The following is a 16558-nucleotide window of genomic DNA, read 5'->3' on the forward strand; positions in this document are numbered from 1 at the left end:
TACCGAAGGAGTTGCCGTGGAGCAGTTCGATTCCCCCCTCGTGGTCGCGCCGGATCCGCAGGCCAACACGACGGCGCTGCTGCTCGACCGCGTGCGGGAGACGCCCGACCGGGCGCTCTTCGCCCTCCCCGAGGCCGGCGGCTGGCGCGACGTCACCGCCCGCGAGTTCCTCGACCAGGTGACCGCGCTCGCGAAGGGACTCGTCGCGGCGGGCATCGAGCCCGGCGACAAGGTCGGCCTGATCTGCAAGACCCGCTACGAGTGGACGCTGATCGACTTCGCCGTCTGGTTCGCGGGCGGCGTCCTCGTGCCGGTGTACGAGACCTCCTCCCCCGCGCAGGTGCAGTGGAACCTGTTCGACTCCGGAGCGCGGGCCGTCATCGTCGAGACGGCGGACCACTTCGCCCGCTTCGACGAGGTCCGCCCGGATCTCCCGGACGTCCGGCTCGCCTGGCAGATCGGCCTGGGCGACCTCGACAAGCTGGCCGCGCGCGGGGTGGACGTGCCGGACGCCGAGATCGAGCGCCGCCGCTCGATCGCCACCGGCGCCGACATCGCGACGATCATCTACACCTCCGGCTCGACCGGCCGCCCCAAGGGCTGCATCATCCGGCACTCCAACTTCGTCGAGCTGAGCCGCAACTCCGCCGTCGCGCTCACGGAGCTGATCCACCAGCCGGGTGCCTCGACGCTCCTCTTCATCACGACCGCGCACGTGTTCGCCCGCTTCATCGCGATCCTCTGCGTCCACGGCGGGGTCAAGGTCGGCCACCAGGCCGACACGAAGCAGCTGCTCCCCTCCCTCGGCTCCTTCAAGCCGACGTTCCTGCTGGCCGTGCCGCGGGTGTTCGAGAAGGTCTACAACTCGGCCGAGCAGAAGGCCGAGGCCGGCGGCAAGGGCAGGATCTTCCGGCGCGCGGCCGATGTCGCCGTCGCCCACTCGATCGCCGTCGAGGCCGGCTCGGTGCCGCTCGCGCTGAAGCTGCAGTTCCTGCTCTTCGACCGGCTCGTCTACTCGAAGCTGCGCACGGCGATGGGCGGCAACGTCCGCTTCGCGGTGTCCGGATCGGCACCGCTCGGCGACCGGCTGGGCCACTTCTTCCACGGCCTCGGCATCAAGATCCTCGAGGGCTACGGGCTCACCGAGACGACGGCGCCCGCGACGGTGAACCGGACCGAGCGGTTCAAGATCGGCTCGGTCGGCCCGGCGATGCCCGGCTGCTCCATCCGGATCGCCGCGGACGGCGAGATCCAGGTGCGCGGGATCGACGTCTTCGGCGGCTACTGGAACGACGAGAAGGCGACGGCCGAGGCCTTCGACGGCGAGTGGTTCAAGACCGGCGACCTCGGCTCGCTCGACGAGGAGGGCTACCTCCGCGTCACCGGGCGCAAGAAGGAGATCATCGTGACCGCGGGCGGCAAGAACGTCGCGCCGGCCGCGCTCGAGGACCCGATCCGCGCCAACCCGCTCGTCGGGCAGGTCGTCGTCGTCGGCGACCAGCGCCCGTTCATCGCGGCGCTGGTGACCCTCGACCCCGAGATGCTGCCGACCTGGCTCGCGAACAACGGCCAGGACGCGAAGCTCTCGCTCGATCAGGCGGCCGTGAACCCGGCCGTCCTCGCCGAGGTGCAGCGCGCCGTCGACGCCGCGAACGCCCGCGTCTCGCGCGCCGAGTCGATCCGCAAGTTCGTGATCCTGCCCACCGAGTTCACCGAGGCGAGCGGCCACCTCACCCCGAAGATGAGCATCAAGCGGAACGTCATCCTCGACGACTTCGCCGCGACCATCAGCAGCGTCTACAGCGCCGCCCCCGCCACCGAGGGCATCAGCCTCCGCTGACTGGTCCACGTCTGCACCACGGTGGATCTCGATACGCCCGCTCCGCGGGCTGCTCGATCAGCATGCTGAGCCGCTCCGCGGCCTACTCGATCAGCATGGACCGCGGAGACCGCAGGTCCTCCGCCGGTCGAGTAGCCCGCAGGGCGTACCGAGACCCACCCTCTGCAGGACGGCGGATCTCGATACGCCCGCTCCGCGGCCTACTCGATCAGCATGACGTCCGACCGCGGAGACCGCAGGTCCTCCGCCGGTCGAGTAGCCCGCAGGACGTACCGAGACCCACCCGCTGCACCACGGTGGATCTCGATACGCCCGCTCCGCGGGCTACTCGATCAGCATGGAGCGCGAGCTGCGCTTTCAGCATGCGTTCGGGCACGATGGCCGAAGGCCGAGCCGTATCCGGCGAAGCGCGTTGCAGCGCTTCGCCGTCGGCGGACGCACGACGCTCTGCGGAACGCGACCACCCCAGGAGGCCGACCGCGCCGAGCCGGGCAGGGACCGGCTCGGAAACGGACTCAGAACCAGGAGCTCTCGCGGACTTCCTTCATGGCGGCTCGGCGGTCGTCCTTGGAGAGGCGGTCGAGGTAGAGGCGGCCGTCGAGGTGGTCGCATTCGTGCTGGAGGGCCTGGGCCATCAGGCCGTCGCCCTCGAGGACGACCTCGTTGCCGTCGAGGTCGGTGCCGCGGACCTTCGCGTGCGGGTAGCGGATCGCGGGGTACCAGAGGTTGGGCACGGAGAGGCAGCCCTCGTCGACGGGCTCCGGCTCGCCGCTCAGCTCGACGATCTCGGGGTTGAGGATGTAGCCGACGACGCCGTCGACGTTGTAGCTGAAGGCGCGGAGGTTGACGCCGATCTGCGGGGCGGCGACGCCGGCGCGGCCGGGGGTGCGCACGCTGTCGACGAGGTCCTCGACCAGTCCGCGGATCCCGTCGTCGACGGTCTCGATCGGGGCGGACACCGTCTTCAGGACGGGATCGCCGAAGATCCGGATCTGGCGTTCGGTCATGCGGTGCGCTCCCTCAGTGCCTCCTCGGCGGAGAGGAGGGCGTTCTCGACGACTTCGCTCGCCGCGGGGTGCGGCCAGTACTGGCTGCGGGCGAGGCCGCGGATCCCGACCCCCGCGCTGGCGGCCTGGACGAGCGGCTGAATGAGGATACTCGCCTGTGGGCCCATCAGGTGCGCGCCGAGCAGCTCGCCGTCGAGTCCGACGACGAGGGTGCAGATGCTCGAGTCGTCCTCCATCGCCCAGCCGTAGGCGGTGGAGCCGAACTCCTGGGTGACGGCGACGACGTCGATGCCGCGCTCCCCCGCCTCCTTCTCCGTGAGGCCGAAGTGCGCGATCTGCGGGTGCGCGAAGATCGCGCCGGGCACGGGAGCGAGGGTGTTCGAGAGCATCTCGCCCGGGTGCAGGAGGTTGTGCGCGACGAGCCGCGCCTCGTGGTTGGCGACGTGCTTGAGCTGCCACTCCGAGGAGACGTCGCCGAGCGCGAAGAGCCCGGGGACGACGCGCCCACCGGAGAGGACCCGCTGCTCGTCGTCGACGACGACTCGGCCGTCGGGGTGCAGGTCGATGCCGACGGAGGCCGCGGCGATGGTGTCGCTGTTCGGGTCGCGCCCGGTGGCGACGAGGATCGTGTCGGTCTCGACGCGGGAGCCGTCGTCGAAGGTCGTGACGAGTCCGCCCGGAGTCGCCTCGACGCCCTCGGCGGAGACGCCGGTGCGGACGTCCCAGCGCTCGCGTGCCAGCGCGGTGAAGCCGCGGGCGATGCCCTCGTCGAGCGAGCGGAGCAGACGGTCGCCGCGGACGGCGACCGTCACCGCGGTGCCGAAGGCCGAGAAGATGTGGGCGAACTCGACCGCCACCGCACCGCCGCCGAGGACGAGCATCCGTGCGGGAAGCTCGTCGATCCGCATGATCGAGTCGGAGTCGTGGATCCGCGGGTCGGGCTCGTAGGCCGCGAGGAGCGGACGCGGACGCGAGCCCGCGGCGACGACCACCTGCGGTGCGCTGATCCGGACGCCGCTCGCGCTGACCAGCACGTGCGGCCGGTCGCCGTCGCCGAGCGACTCGAAGCCGAAGCTCTCGCGCAGCACGGTGACGTTCTCGGACCGGTTCGCCCGGTAGTCGAGGCCGCCGGCGCTGATGGCGTCGGTGCGGCCGAACACGCGGTCGCGCACCTCGGCCCATTCCGGCCGGGCCACGCGGCCGTGCACGCCGACCCGGTCGCCCTGGTCGACGTCGGTCACGATGTCGGCGACGTGCACGAACATCTTGGTCGGGATGCAGCCGGCGTTGAGGCAGGTGCCGCCGAACCACTCGCCGTCGTCGAGGATCGCGACGCGGGAGCCGGCCCACTCCTCGCCGACGATCGAGTTCCCGGAGCCGGCGCCGAGCACGATCAGATCGAACGTCAGGGTCTCCGTGGAGTCGACCGCCACGGCGTCCTGCAGAACCGCGTCAGGCACGACGGACCGGGATGCCCTCGACGACGAGCGCGGCGAGCAGGCGCGCCGCCTCCTGGGTCGCCGGTCGCAGCTGCTCCCACTTGACGACCGAGCCGGCGGCGAGCACCGGGTCGTACGGGATGCGGACGATGTCGCGCACGCGCGAGCGGAAGTGCGACTCGATCTCCTCGAGCTTCACCAGGCTGGTGCCCTGCGTCGCGGTGTTCAGCGCGACGACGGCGTTCCGGACGAGATCGCCGTAGCCGTTGGCGTCGAGCCAGGTCAGGGTCTCGGAGGCCAGGCGCGCCTCGTCGACGCTGCCGCCGGAGACGATCACGACGCTGTCCGCGCGCTGCAGCGTCGCGCGCATCACGGAGTGCACGATGCCGGTGCCGCAGTCGGTGAGCATGATCGAGTAGAAGCGCTCGACGAGGTCCGCGACGACGTTGTAGTCGTCCTCGTCGAAGGCCTCGGAGAGCTGCGGGTCCGTGTCCGAGGCGAGCACGTCGAGCCGGGTCTCGTCGCGCGAGACCATCGTCGAGAACTCGGTGAACCCGGTCACGCCGGCGGCGCGGTTGACGACGTCGCGGACGGTCGAGCGGGTCTGCTTGGGGACGCGCTCGGCCAGGGTTCCGCGGTCGGGGTTGGCGTCGACCGCGATGATGCGGTCCTCGCGCGAGTCGGCGAGAGCCATCCCGAGCAGGGTCGTGACGGTCGTCTTGCCGACGCCGCCCTTGCGGGTCATCACCGGGACGAAGCGGGTGCCGCCCTCGAACTGGCGGCCGATCCGCTCGTCCATCGCCTTCCAGGCCTGGACCTTCGCGGAGTCGCCGAGGTTGACGGTGTGGAAGGTGAGGCCGTAAACGAAGCGGTTCCAGCCGCCGGTCGGCGCGGGCCGGGTCTTGCGGTTGACCTCGAGGAGCCGGTCGGGAGTCAGCATCGACGCGGACTCGGGCGCGGAGGACGACCCGCCGGTGCCGGACTCGGCGCGGAGGCGGTCGCGCCGGGTGACGCCGGGAGCCGGATCCGCGGCAGCCGTGTCGGACTCGCGCTCGATCTCCGGGCCAGGCTCGGCAGGACGCTGCTCGCCGCGACCGCGCGGCCGCTCGCCCGAGTCCTCGGGGAGCACCGACACCTCGTCTCGCGAGGCGATGCCGGCCGAGACGGGCCGGACGGCGCCCGGTGCGTCCGGAATGCCGAGGCGTCCGACGTCGACCGTCGGGTCCTCCACGGGTGCCGGAGCGCTCGACCGACGGCGCGCCGGAGCCGGGGACTCCAGCCGGATGCCGTCGGGGATGCGGGTCGGAGCGGTGTCGCTCGCGCGCGGGGCGTACTGCTCGGAGTCCCGCGCCGCGTCGAGCGCCGTCCGCGGAGTCGGGCCGGTGTCGAGATCGGGCTGGTCGTCGTTGCGCTCATCCATGCGAACGAGCCTCCTTCCGCTTGCCGCCAGTGTACCGACGGGCCCGGCGGCGCACGGGGGCTCGGCTCCCGTCCTCGCGCCTGCTAGGTGCCGCGTGGAACCGTGTGCAGGGAACGGTTAGGTTCTCCCACCCCAGGGAAAGTAAAGTACTCAGCCATGCATGTACTCAGCGTGAGCTCCCTCAAGGGCGGCGTCGGCAAGACCACCGTGACGCTCGGCCTTGCATCCGCGGCGTTCTCGAAGGGCCTGCGAACGCTGGTCGTCGACCTCGACCCGCAGTCCGACGTCTCCACCGGCATGGACATCAACGTCGCCGGTCACCTCAACATCGCCGACGTCCTCACGTCGCCCAAGGAGAAGATCGTCCGCTCGGCGATCGCGCCCTCCGGCTGGACGAAGGAGCGTCAGGGCACGATCGACGTCCTGATCGGCAGCCCGTCCGCGATCAACTTCGACGGACCGCACCCCAGCATCCGCGACATCTGGAAGCTCGAGGAGGCGCTCGCGAGCGTCGAGGCCGACTACGACCTCGTCCTGATCGACTGCGCGCCCTCGCTCAACGCCCTGACCCGCACGGCCTGGGCCGCGAGCGACCGGGTCGCCGTGGTCACGGAGCCGGGCCTGTTCTCGGTCGCCGCCGCCGACCGCGCGCTGCGGGCGATCGAGGAGATCCGCCGCGGTCTCAGCCCGCGCCTGCAGCCGCTCGGCATCATCGTCAACCGCGCGCGCGTGCAGTCGCTCGAGCACCAGTTCCGGATCAAGGAGCTGCGCGACATGTTCGGCCCGCTGGTCCTCAGCCCGCAGCTGCCCGAGCGCACCTCGCTCCAGCAGGCGCAGGGCGCCGCGAAGCCGGTGCACGTCTGGCCGGGCGAGAGCGCGCAGGAGATGGCGCACAACTTCGACCTGCTGCTCGACCGCGTCATCCGCACGGGGCGCATCGGCGAGCAGGCGGTGCCGGCGGCGACGAGCTAGCCCGGCGAGGTCCGCGCACGGCGTCGCAGCCTCGGCTGCGGCGCCGTCGCTGTGTGCGGGAGCGGGTCACGCCGGAACGCCGGCGTCGGACGGCGGGTCTGCAGGCCCGGCGTGCTGGGGACGGTGGGTCTCGATACGCCCCTCCGGGGCTACTCGACCAGCATGTTGTGCGGGCGCCGCGCGGCAGGGAGCGCTCGACCTGGGCGGGTCAGCCGACCCTGCGGGAGGCGCGGCGGCGGGCGAGCTCGTCGGACGGGTCGACGGACTGGTGGTCGAGCTCGACGAGGCTGGTCTCGACCTCGCGGAGGACCTTGCCGACGGCGATGCCGAAGACGCCCTGGCCGCGGCTGAGGAGGTCGATGACCTCGTCGTTCGAGGTGCAGAGGTAGACACTCGCGCCGTCGCTCATCAGCGTGGTCTGCGCGAGGTCGTCGACGCCGGACTCGCGGAGCTGGTTCACGGCGGTTCGGATCTGCTGGAGGGAGATGCCGGTGTCGAGGAGGCGCTTGACGAGCTTCAGCACGAGGATGTCGCGGAAGCCGTAGAGGCGCTGAGTGCCCGAGCCGGAGGCGCCGCGGACGGTCGGCTCGACGAGCTCGGTGCGCGCCCAGTAGTCGAGCTGGCGGTAGGTGATCCCGGCGGCCCGTGCAGCGACGGCTCCGCGGTAGCCGGCGTCGGCGTCGAGGTCGGGCAGTCCGTCGGTGAAGAGGACGAGGTCGCGCTGGCCGCTGACGTCGCGGCTGACTTCTCTCATCCCTGTGCCTTCCGGATACGAACGCCGGTCGCTCCGAACGCGCTCCCTAAGCTACCGACCCGGGGATGCCGAGTAAACGACATCCGCTCTTCCGAGGGGGCGTGTCGTCCGCCTCGGCCGCGGATCACGAGCGCGCGATCCGCGAGAGGGCGCTGCGTACCATCGCCTCGCGAATGGTGCCGAGGTGCGCGGCGAGGCCGATCGCGTTCTCAGCGGCGCCGGCCGATCCGGACGCGTCGCCGCGGCGGGTGCTCGAGGCGACGACGCTCTCGATCAACGACATCTCGCGCTCCACGGCGATGCGGAGCGGACGGAGGTGGCGCGGCTCGATGCCCGAGCGGCCGAGGTCGACGAGCGCCTTGAGCGTCGTGACCGCCTCCTCGCCGAAGACGTCCCCACCGCGGACCAGCCCGGCGGCGATCGCCTCGCGCACCAGCGCCGGGCTCGCTCCGGATTCGCTCGCGAGGCCGTCGCGGGTGAGCCGGGTGGCGGGGGCCAGCAGGGACGGGGCGGCGCCACCGGCACCGGCGGGGAGGGACGGCTCGCGGCCGGCGTCGACGTCGTCGAGGTAGCCGCGGATCACCTTGAGCGGCAGGTAGTGGTCGCGCTGGAGCGCGAGGATCATCCGCAGGCGCTCGACGTCGCCGGTGGAGAACTTGCGGTAGCCCGAATCGGTGCGGGCGGGCGAGACGAGCCCCTGCTCCTCGAGGAACCGCAGCTTCGACGGCGTGACGTCGGGGAACTCGGTGGTGAGGTGCGAGAGGACCTGGCCGATGCTCAGGAGAACAGCCGGGCCGGACGGGAGTGCGCGAGCGGTCGAACGACCCACGGCTACGCGTCCGGAGCGGCGACGAGGTCGGCGCGGGACGCGTAGAAGGTGAGGCGGAACTTGCCGACCTGCACCTCGGAGCCGTCGGTGAGGATCGCGGACTCGATCCGGACACCGTCGAAGTAGGTGCCGTTCAGCGAGCCCAGGTCGCGGACCTCGAACGAGGTGCCGCGGCGCACGAACTCGGCGTGCCGGCGCGAGACGGTGACGTCGTCGAGGAAGATGCCCGCATCCGGGTGCCGGCCGACGGTCGTCGAGTCGATGTCGAGCAGGAAGCGGGCCCCGGTGTTGGGGCCCCGACGGACGACGAGCAGGGCGGAGCCGGAGGGCAGAGCGCCCACGGCCTCGGCCTCCTCGCGGGACGCCCGGTTGTCGAGCGCCGCCAGCTGGGCGCCGATGTCCTCGGTGAACGTGAGGGTCGTCTCCGTCGACGGCTCGACGGGAACGGACGGATCTGCGGATGACGCTCCGCGCACGGACTCGACCAAGACGTACCTCCTCGCTATCCCCTCAGCGTATCGGAATCGGAGGGCCCGCCGGTCGCCCCTGACGCTCCGTCGACCCCCAGGACGAGGCCTCGGGTCTGCACCGCGTAGACGATCCCCGCCCACCAGTAGAGGAACGCGCCCCAGAGCGCGAAGGCCCACGCGACGGGGAGGGACGCCGGGGCCAGCGCCGGGAAGGCCTGCCCGAGCATGATCAGCGGCAGCGCGTAGAAGAGGCAGAACGTGGCGAACTTGCCCAGGTGGTGCACCGGCAGCGGTCCGTAGCCGTGGTTCGCGAGGATCACGGCGAGCACCACCAGCATCAGATCGCGCGCCACCAGCACGGCCACCAGCCACCAGGGCACCAGCTCGCGGACGGCCAGCCCGATCACCGTCGCGAAGATGTAGAGACGGTCGGCGGCCGGATCGAGGACGGCGCCGAGGCGCGTGATCTGGTCGAAGCGGCGCGCGATCCAGCCGTCGAGGTAGTCGGTGAGGCTGGAGAGGACGAGGGTCAGCAGGGCGAGCGCGTCCTCGCCCTCGATGATGAGCACGAGGAACACCGGCACCAGTGCGAGCCGCACCATGCTGAGGATGTTCGGGACCGTCCAGATGCGGTCCTCCGCCGCGCGCGCCATGCCGGGAGCCCTCGTCAGCGCTTGTCGCGCCAGACGCGCTCGAAGGGGAGCCGCCAGGCGTGCGGGGCGATCAGCTGGTGGATCGCGTTCGGACCCCACGATCCCGGCGCGTAGAGGCGCACGGGCGGCGGGTCCTGCAGGAGCGGCGCCGACACCTCCCAGAGGCGCTCGATGCCCTCGGCGGTGGTGAAGAGCGTGTGGTCGCCGCGCATCGCGTCGAGGATCAGCCGCTCGTAGGCCTCGAGGGCGTCGCCGGCGCGGTCGGTCTCCTGCAGGGCGAACTGCATGCTCAGCTTGTCGAGCCGCATGCCCGGGCCGGGGCGCTTGCCGTAGAAGGACAGCGACACCTTGGAGGCGTCGGCCAGGTCGAAGGTGAGGTGGTCGGGGCCGTGCGCGCCGACTCCGGAGCCCTGCGGGAACATGCTCTTCGGGGGCTCGCGGAAGGCGATGGAGATGATCCGCTGGCCCTCCGCCATCCGCTTGCCGGTGCGCAGGTAGAACGGCACTCCGGCCCAGCGCCAGTTGTCGATCTCGCACTTGAGGGCGACGAAGGTGTCGGTCTCGGAGTCGGGGGCGACGCCCGGCTCCTCGCGGTAGCCGATGTACTGGCCGCGGACGACGTTCTCGGGGTTCAGCAGCCGCATCGAGCGGAAGACCTTGTTCTTCTCCTCGCTGATCGCCTTCGGCTCGAGGGCCGTGGGCGGCTCCATCGCCATGAAGGCGAGGACCTGGAAGAGGTGGGTGACGACCATGTCCTTGTAGGCGCCGGTCGACTCGTAGAACTCGGCGCGGCGGTCGAGGGTGAGCTTCTCGGGGATGTCGATCTGGACGTGGTCGATGAAGTTGCGGTTCCAGATCGGCTCGAAGAGGCCGTTGGCGAAGCGGAAGGCGAGGATGTTCTGCGCCGGCTCCTTGCCGAGGAAGTGGTCGATCCGGAAGATCTGCTCCTCGTCGAACGTCTCGTGCAGCTCGGCGTTGAGGACGACGGCGCTCTCGAGGTCGACGCCGAAGGGCTTCTCCATGATGATCCGCGAGCGCTCGACGAGGCCGGCCTCCGCGAGCATGCGGACGACCGAGAGGGCGGCGCGCGGCGGGACGCTGAGGTAGTGCAGGCGGCTGACGTCCGGGCCGAGCACCTTCTCGGCGTCGGTGACCGCCTTCGCCAGCGCGGCGGGGCCGGCGGACTGCGGGACGTAGCGGAGCTTGGAGGCGAACTCGTCCCACTGGGCGGGGGTCAGCGAGCGGCTGCCGAACTCGTCGTAGGCGAGCTTGGCGAAGGCGCGGAAGGACTCGTCGTCGTGCTCCTCGAGCGAGGTGCCGACGATCTGCAGGTCGGGTGCGAGCGAGGACAGCGCCAGGTGCGCCATGCCCGGGATGAGCTTGCGGCGGGACAGGTCGCCCACGGCTCCGAAGAGGACGACGACGTGAGGGGCGGCCTGCTCGGTCTGGACGGCGGGGGCGGGAGGTGCAGGGGTCACGGTCACCCCTCGATCATTCCATTCCGCCGCGTGACAGTGGCGTCATCCGCCGGACACGCGCCGCCGCTAAGGTCGTGCCGTGCCTCCGATCTCCGACGCGCCAGCCGCGACCGCAGCACCCGCCTCCTCCGCCTCCTCCGCCGACGGGACCGTCGCGCCGCCGATGGACGACCGCATCCGCGGCGACGTCCATCTGCTGGGCGAGCTCCTCGGCCAGGTCCTGCGGGAATCGGGCGACGACAGCCTCTACACCGACGTCGAGCGGCTCCGCGCCCTGACGATCGGCGCCTACGACAGCGGGCACCCGGACGAGCTCGCCGCGGCGGAGGAGTTCGTCGCGTCGCTGACCGCCGAGCGCGCCGAGGAGGTGGCGCGGGCGTTCACCTGCTACTTCCACCTCGTGAACGTGGCGGAGGAGTTCCACCGCGTGCGGGTCCTGCGCCGCCGCGACGCCGACGCCGGCGCCCAGCGGCCCGAGGACTCGATCATCGCGTCGATGGCGACCCTCACCGACGAGCTGGGCGAGGAGGAGGCGTTCGAGCGCCTCTCGCGCCTGGAGTTCCGCCCCGTCCTCACCGCGCACCCGACGGAGGCGCGCCGCCGCGCGGTCTCCTCCACCATCCGCCGGATCAGCGCCCTGCTCGAGCAGCGGGACGACCCGCGCACGGGCGGCGTCGTGCTGGTCGAGAACCGCCGGCGCCTGCTCGCCGAGGTCGACACGCTCTGGCGCACGGCGCCGCTGCGCGAGTCGAAGCCCAGCCCGCTCGACGAGGTCCGGACCGCGATGAGCGTGTTCGACGAGTCGCTGTTCTCCGTCCTGCCGCGGGTCTACCGCCGGCTCGACGACGCGCTGCTCGGCGACGCCTCCGGCACCCGCAAGCCGATCGCCCCCGCGTTCGTGCGCCTGGGCACCTGGATCGGCGGCGACCGCGACGGCAACCCGTTCGTCACCGCCGAGACGACCCTCGAGGCCGTCGACATCGCCGCCGAGCACGTCCTGATCGGGCTCGAGCGCGTCGCCCGCCGGGTCGGCCGCTCCCTCACGCTGGACGCCGGCACCACTCCCCCGTCGGCGGCCGTCGAGGCGCTCTGGGCCGCGGGGGTCGAGAAGGCGCCCGAGCTCGCCGCGGTCATCGCCGAGCGCTCGCCGAGCGAGACCCACCGCCGCGTCCTGCTCTTCACGGCGGACCGGCTCGCGGCGACCCGCTCGGGCGGCGCGCTCGCCTACGGCTCCGCCGCCGAGCTGCTCGCCGACCTGCGGACCCTGCAGGACTCGCTGATCGAGGCGGGCGACGTCCGCTCGGCCTACGGCGACCTGCAGGACCTGCTCTGGCAGGTGGAGACCTTCGGCTTCCACCTCGCCGAGATCGAGGTGCGGCAGCACTCGAAGGTGCACCGCGAGACCCTCGCGGCGGTCCGCGCCGGCGGCGAGCTCGACGAGCGCAGCATCGAGGTCCTCTCGGTCTACCGCGCCATCGCGACGATCCAGGAGCGCTTCGGCACCGACGCGGCCCGCCGCTACGTCGTGTCGTTCACCCAGTCGGCCGAGGACCTCAAGACGGTCTTCGACCTCGCCGAGGCGGCGACCGACGGGAACCCGCCGATCATCGACGCGGTCCCGCTCTTCGAGACGTTCGCCGACCTCGACGCGTCGACGGACATCCTGGCCGAGATGATCCAGCTGCCCCAGGTGCGCGCGCGCCTCGCCGCGACCGGGAACCGGCTCGAGGTCATGCTCGGCTACTCCGACTCCTCGAAGGACGTCGGCCCCGTCTCGGCGACGCTCGCGCTCTACGACGCGCAGGCCCGCATCGCGAAGTGGGCCGAGGACGAGGGCATCGTGCTCACGCTCTTCCACGGCCGCGGCGGCGCCCTCGGCCGCGGCGGCGGACCGGCGAACCGCGCGGTGCTCGCGCAGCCGCCCGGCTCGGTCGACGGCCGCTTCAAGCTGACGGAGCAGGGCGAGGTCATCTTCGCCCGCTACGGCAACCCGGACATCGCCACCCGGCACATCGAGCAGGTCGCCGGTGCCACGCTGCTCGCCTCCTCGCCCTCGATCGGCGAGCGCAACGCGGGCGCCGCGGACCGCTTCCGCGACGTCGCCGCGACGATGGACCGCGAGTCGCGCCGCCGCTTCTTCGAGCTGGTCAAGGCCGACGGCTTCGCGCCCTGGTTCGCCCGGGTCACCCCGCAGGAGGAGGTCGGCCTGCTCGCGCTCGGCTCGCGGCCGGCCCGCCGCGGCCTCTCGGTCGAGTCGCTCGAGGACCTGCGCGCGATCCCGTGGGTCTTCGCCTGGACCCAGGCCCGCGTCAACCTGACCGGCTGGTTCGGACTCGGCAGCGCCCTCGAGGCGGTCGGCGACCTGGACGAGCTGCGCACCGCCTACGAGACCTGGCCGCTGTTCACCACGATGATCGACAACGTCGAGATGTCGCTGGCCAAGACCGACGAGGGCATCGCCCGCCGCTACCTGGCGCTCGACTCCCGCGACGACCTCGCCGGGCTGGTGCTCGACGAGATGGAGCTCACCCGCCGCTGGGTGCTCTCGATCACCGGCGAGGAGAGCCTGCTCACCGGGCACCGCGTGCTCGGGCGCGCCGTGCGGCTGCGCACGCCCTACGTCAACGCGCTGTCGCTGCTGCAGCTGCGCGCGCTCCGGGCGCTGCGCACGGATCCGGGCGGCTCGGGCACCGAGCAGAACCAGCGGCTCCTGCTGCTGGCCGTGAACGGCGTGGCCGCCGGCCTCCAGAACACGGGCTGATCCGGCTCGCCGCGGGACTCCTGCGCGAACGACGGAACCCCCGGCGGCCTGAGCGGCTGCCGGGGGTTCCGTCGTCGTGCGGGTGGAGCGGTGCGGATCAGATCTGCGCGCCGTGGTCGAACTTCTGCGGGGCGCCGGACTCCTGCGCGGCCTTCGCCTCCTCGTACTGCTTGCGGACGGCGACCATGTCGAGGCCGCGGACCTGCTCGAGCAGGGAGTCGAGGGCCGGGGCGGGCAGGGCGCCGGGCTGCGCCATCAGCGGGATGCCGTCGCGGTAGACGACGAGGGTGGGGATCGACGAGATGCCGTAGCTGCCGGCGAGCTGCTGCTGGTCCTCGGTGTCCACCTTCGCGAAGGTGACATCCGGGTTCTTCTCGCTGGTCGCCTCGAAGACGGGGGCGAACTGGCGGCACGGGCCGCACCACTCCGCCCAGAAGTCGATGAGGACGATGCCGTCGGAGACGGTCTGGTCGTGGGTGTCGAGAGTCATCGCTGTCGTGGCCATGAGGGATGCAACCGACCCGATCCGCGCGCTATTCCCGGGCTGCCGGCGGGGTGGTCGGCGCCGCCGAGTCCAGCAGGTCGAGCAGGGTGCGCGGGCCGAGGGCCGTGGCGCCGAGCTCCTCGATCCGGGCGACGAGGCCGCGGTCGGCGGTCACCACGCGGGCGGTCGACCCGATCGCCGCGACGCGCTCGACGATCGCGTCGTCTCCGGAGCCGGCGGCGCTCTCGACGCTCAGCCGTCCGCGCGGAGCCGCGTCGACCGCGTCGGCGGTGCGTGCCGCCCGGGCGTCGCCCTCGAGGACGACCGCGATCCGCGGCCAGACCGTGTCGGCCTCGACGGCGAACAGCGAGCCGGGGACACCGAGTGCCGCGAGGCGCCCGAGCGCCGCGACGAGGCGCTCCGCCGCGCCGGCGCGGTCGCGCCACCAGCCGTCCGGACGCGAGCCGACGACGTTGGCCGCGTCGACGACGAGGACGCACGGCTCGGTGTCGAGGGCGCGCAGCTCGCGCCAGGAGGCCTCGAACCCCGGGTGCAGCGGGAGCGCGTCGACCTCAGCCGGCGGGACCCAGCGCAGCTCCTGGCTCTCGGCGTCGGCGATCCGCGGGGTGAAGTGCTCGAGGGCCCGGGCGACGACGGTGGTGTAGCTCCAGGGGCCGATGGTGACGACGCGGGAGAGGACGGGCACGACGATCCCGTCGGGCACTCCGGCCTCCTCGACCGATTCGCGCAGGGCGCCCTCGAAGGCGGTCTCCTCGGGGTGGCGGGCGCCGCCCGGGAGTCCCCAGGTGTCGCCGAAGTGGCTCCAGGTGGCGCGGTGCTGGAGCAGGACGCGGCCGTCCGGGTCGCGCAGCAGCAGCCCGGCGGCGCCGAAGCGGCCCCAGAAGCGCCGCCCGTCGCCGATCTCGACCCAGCCGTCGCCGAGCGCGGCGTCGAAGGGGTGGCGCGGAAGCGCTCCGCCGTCGGCCGGGCCGTCGCTCGTCATGCGCTCCAGCCTTCCACATCGCGCCGACCGTCCCGGACCGCCCGCCGCCCAGCACCGAGTCGCTCACCGGCTCGGATCGTGCACCTGGCAGAATCGACGGATGCGCCGCTCGAGGATCCTCCTGCCCGCGACGCTCGCCTGGCTCGGCGTGATCGCGCTGATCACCCTGACGCCGGCGCCGTACCCGGCCGGTCAGCCCTCGGCGCTCGTCCGCGGGATCATCGCGTTCCTCGCCTCCACGCCGCTGACCGCCTGGTTCACCTTCGACGTCGCCGAGTTCGTCGCCAACGTGCTGATGTTCGTGCCGCTCGGCGCGCTGGTCGCGCTGCAGCTGCCGCGGCGGCGCCGGCTGCTCGCCGCGCCGATCGGCCTCGGCGTCTCGGTGATCGTCGAGACGATCCAGCTGCTCGCACTGCCCTCGCGCGTCGCGGACGTGCGCGACCTCGTCTCGAACGGCACCGGCGCGCTCCTCGGTGCGCTGCTGGTCGTCGTGCTCGCCCGTCTCCCGCTCCGCCCCCGGAAGGACCGCACCGCGCATGCCCGCTGACACCCTCGTCGTCCTCGGCCGCCCCTCGCTCGACACTCCGGCGCACGACGCAGGCTCCGCATCCGTGCTCGATGCGACCGGTCGGGGCGGGCTGGACGTCACCGACCTCGGCTTCACCCGCGGCGACGGGGTCTTCGAGACGATCAACCTCGTCGACGGGCGGCTGCAGGCGCTCGACGCGCACCTCGACCGGTTCGACAACTCGGCGCGGATGCTGGACCTGCCCCGCCCGGACCGCGCCGCCTGGCGGACGGCGATCGACGAGGCGGTCGCCGCCCACCCGCGGGTGCCCGAGGCGATGGTGAAGACGATCCTGAGCCGCGGGGTCGAGGGCGACGGACGGCCGACCGGCGTCGTCTTCGTGCAGACGAGCCCGGACTTCGGGCCGGCCCGCCGGGACGGCGTGCGGGTGGTGCTGCTCGACCGCGGACTGCGCTCCGATGTGCAGCACACGTCGCCGTGGCTGCTCGCCGGCGCGAAGACGCTCTCCTACGCGGTCAACCGGGCGGCCTCGCGCGAGGCGCTGCGGCGCGGAGCGGACGACGCGCTGTTCGTCTCCAGCGACGGCTTCCTGCTGGAGGGGCCGACCTCGAACCTGGTGCTGCTCGCGGGCGGCGAGCTGGTCACTCCACCGCCGAGCCTGGGGCTGCTGCCGGGGACCACGCAGGCGGACCTCTTCGAGCTGGCAGGCGGGCTCGGGCTGGGCACAGCGGAGCGCCCGCTGCGGGCCGAGGACCTCGCGGCGGCCGAGGCCGCCTGGCTGGTCTCCAGCGCGCGGAACGCCGCGCCGATCCGCGCGGTGGACGCGCAGGAGCGCCGCGTCGACCACGAGCTCACGGCCCGGATCAACGCGGCGCTCCTCGCGCGCTAGGGGCGGCCGCTCGGACCGGCCCGCTCAGGC

General features: G+C 72.5%; 15 protein-coding genes. 5 read left to right on the forward strand and 10 right to left on the reverse strand.

The window, feature by feature from the left end; translation table 11 throughout:
• Nucleotides 1–16 precede the first annotated feature (16 nt).
• Nucleotides 17–1840, forward strand: a complete 1824-nt coding sequence (locus tag EDF43_RS09030; protein ID WP_132436365.1) for an AMP-dependent synthetase/ligase — start codon at nt 17–19, stop codon at nt 1838–1840.
• 515 nt (nt 1841–2355) lie between these two features.
• On the opposite strand, the gene def is transcribed toward EDF43_RS09030, so the two are convergent.
• The 3 genes from def to EDF43_RS09045 are packed head-to-tail and all read right to left on the reverse strand — an operon-like array spanning nt 2356 to nt 5706.
• Nucleotides 2356–2847 (reverse strand): peptide deformylase, encoded by a 492-nt coding sequence (gene def / locus EDF43_RS09035; protein WP_123446123.1) that lies wholly within the window; start codon nt 2845–2847, stop codon nt 2356–2358.
• A complete protein-coding gene (locus EDF43_RS09040; RefSeq protein WP_243582605.1) occupies nt 2844–4307 on the reverse strand; it encodes a mycothione reductase in 1464 nt (487 codons plus the stop codon). The genes def and EDF43_RS09040 overlap by 4 nt, the downstream gene beginning before the upstream one ends.
• Complete coding sequence (locus tag EDF43_RS09045; protein ID WP_243646261.1) at nt 4300–5706, reverse strand: MinD/ParA family protein; 1407 nt, start codon at nt 5704–5706, stop codon at nt 4300–4302. The genes EDF43_RS09040 and EDF43_RS09045 overlap by 8 nt, the downstream gene beginning before the upstream one ends.
• A gap of 156 nt (nt 5707–5862) precedes the next feature.
• Between EDF43_RS09045 and EDF43_RS09050 the strand changes: the two genes are divergently transcribed.
• Nucleotides 5863–6678 (forward strand): ParA family protein, encoded by an 816-nt coding sequence (locus EDF43_RS09050; protein ID WP_123446122.1) that lies wholly within the window; start codon nt 5863–5865, stop codon nt 6676–6678.
• 208 nt (nt 6679–6886) lie between these two features.
• Here the strand turns inward: EDF43_RS09050 and EDF43_RS09055 are convergent, their stop codons facing one another.
• From EDF43_RS09055 to zwf, 5 genes are all read right to left on the reverse strand, one after another.
• Nucleotides 6887–7432: a MerR family transcriptional regulator gene (locus tag EDF43_RS09055; RefSeq protein WP_132436367.1), complete on the reverse strand. Its 546-nt coding sequence runs from the start codon at nt 7430–7432 to the stop codon at nt 6887–6889.
• A 124-nt stretch (nt 7433–7556) separates the two neighbouring features.
• Nucleotides 7557–8261, reverse strand: coding sequence for a MerR family transcriptional regulator (locus EDF43_RS09060; RefSeq protein ID WP_132436369.1), 705 nt, complete (start codon nt 8259–8261; stop codon nt 7557–7559).
• 2 nt (nt 8262–8263) lie between these two features.
• The gene (locus tag EDF43_RS09065; RefSeq protein WP_132436480.1) at nt 8264–8737 is read right to left on the reverse strand and encodes an FHA domain-containing protein; all 474 of its coding nucleotides are present in this window, start codon (nt 8735–8737) and stop codon (nt 8264–8266) included.
• Nucleotides 8738–8763: 26 nt separating this feature from the next.
• The gene (locus EDF43_RS09070) at nt 8764–9384 is read right to left on the reverse strand and encodes a CDP-alcohol phosphatidyltransferase family protein (RefSeq protein ID WP_123735902.1); all 621 of its coding nucleotides are present in this window, start codon (nt 9382–9384) and stop codon (nt 8764–8766) included.
• Between the two features lie 14 nt (nt 9385–9398).
• Complete coding sequence (gene zwf, locus EDF43_RS09075) at nt 9399–10862, reverse strand: glucose-6-phosphate dehydrogenase (RefSeq protein ID WP_123704898.1); 1464 nt, start codon at nt 10860–10862, stop codon at nt 9399–9401.
• Between the two features lie 163 nt (nt 10863–11025).
• On the opposite strand from zwf, the gene EDF43_RS09080 reads away from it, so the two are divergent.
• Nucleotides 11026–13623: a phosphoenolpyruvate carboxylase gene (locus EDF43_RS09080; RefSeq protein ID WP_123736012.1), complete on the forward strand. Its 2598-nt coding sequence runs from the start codon at nt 11026–11028 to the stop codon at nt 13621–13623.
• A gap of 97 nt (nt 13624–13720) precedes the next feature.
• Here the strand turns inward: EDF43_RS09080 and trxA are convergent, their stop codons facing one another.
• Both trxA and EDF43_RS09090 read right to left on the reverse strand, forming a co-directional pair.
• Nucleotides 13721–14128 carry a thioredoxin gene (gene trxA / locus EDF43_RS09085; RefSeq protein ID WP_123446118.1) on the reverse strand — a complete coding sequence of 136 codons (408 nt, stop codon included), beginning with the start codon at nt 14126–14128 and terminating at the stop codon, nt 13721–13723.
• Between the two features lie 28 nt (nt 14129–14156).
• On the reverse strand, nt 14157–15110 hold the full coding sequence (locus EDF43_RS09090) for an NUDIX hydrolase (RefSeq protein ID WP_132436371.1): 954 nt from the start codon (nt 15108–15110) through the stop codon (nt 14157–14159).
• Nucleotides 15111–15210: 100 nt separating this feature from the next.
• Between EDF43_RS09090 and EDF43_RS09095 the strand changes: the two genes are divergently transcribed.
• A complete protein-coding gene (locus tag EDF43_RS09095) occupies nt 15211–15657 on the forward strand; it encodes a VanZ family protein (protein WP_165909061.1) in 447 nt (148 codons plus the stop codon).
• The gene (locus tag EDF43_RS09100; protein ID WP_132436375.1) at nt 15647–16528 is read left to right on the forward strand and encodes an aminotransferase class IV; all 882 of its coding nucleotides are present in this window, start codon (nt 15647–15649) and stop codon (nt 16526–16528) included. The genes EDF43_RS09095 and EDF43_RS09100 overlap by 11 nt, the downstream gene beginning before the upstream one ends.
• Nucleotides 16529–16558: the final 30 nt, after the last annotated feature.

This window comes from Rathayibacter sp. PhB179, assembly GCF_004345345.1.
In the GTDB taxonomy this organism is placed as follows: Bacteria; Actinomycetota; Actinomycetes; order Actinomycetales; family Microbacteriaceae; genus Rathayibacter; species Rathayibacter festucae.

Excerpts from the sequence above, each read along its gene's own strand:
- def (WP_123446123.1), bottom strand. The coding sequence starts at position 2,847 with ATGACCGAACGCCAGATCCGGATCTTCGGCGATCCCGTCCTGAAGACG.
- EDF43_RS09045 (WP_243646261.1), bottom strand. The coding sequence starts at position 5,706 with ATGGATGAGCGCAACGACGACCAGCCCGATCTCGACACCGGCCCGACT.
- EDF43_RS09050 (WP_123446122.1), top strand. The coding sequence starts at position 5,863 with ATGCATGTACTCAGCGTGAGCTCCCTCAAGGGCGGCGTCGGCAAGACC.
- EDF43_RS09055 (WP_132436367.1), bottom strand. The coding sequence starts at position 7,432 with ATGAGAGAAGTCAGCCGCGACGTCAGCGGCCAGCGCGACCTCGTCCTC.
- EDF43_RS09070 (WP_123735902.1), bottom strand. The coding sequence starts at position 9,384 with ATGGCGCGCGCGGCGGAGGACCGCATCTGGACGGTCCCGAACATCCTC.
- EDF43_RS09080 (WP_123736012.1), top strand. The coding sequence starts at position 11,026 with ATGGACGACCGCATCCGCGGCGACGTCCATCTGCTGGGCGAGCTCCTC.
- trxA (WP_123446118.1), bottom strand. The coding sequence starts at position 14,128 with ATGGCCACGACAGCGATGACTCTCGACACCCACGACCAGACCGTCTCC.
- EDF43_RS09090 (WP_132436371.1), bottom strand. The coding sequence starts at position 15,110 with ATGACGAGCGACGGCCCGGCCGACGGCGGAGCGCTTCCGCGCCACCCC.
- EDF43_RS09095 (WP_165909061.1), top strand. The coding sequence starts at position 15,211 with ATGCGCCGCTCGAGGATCCTCCTGCCCGCGACGCTCGCCTGGCTCGGC.
- EDF43_RS09100 (WP_132436375.1), top strand. The coding sequence starts at position 15,647 with ATGCCCGCTGACACCCTCGTCGTCCTCGGCCGCCCCTCGCTCGACACT.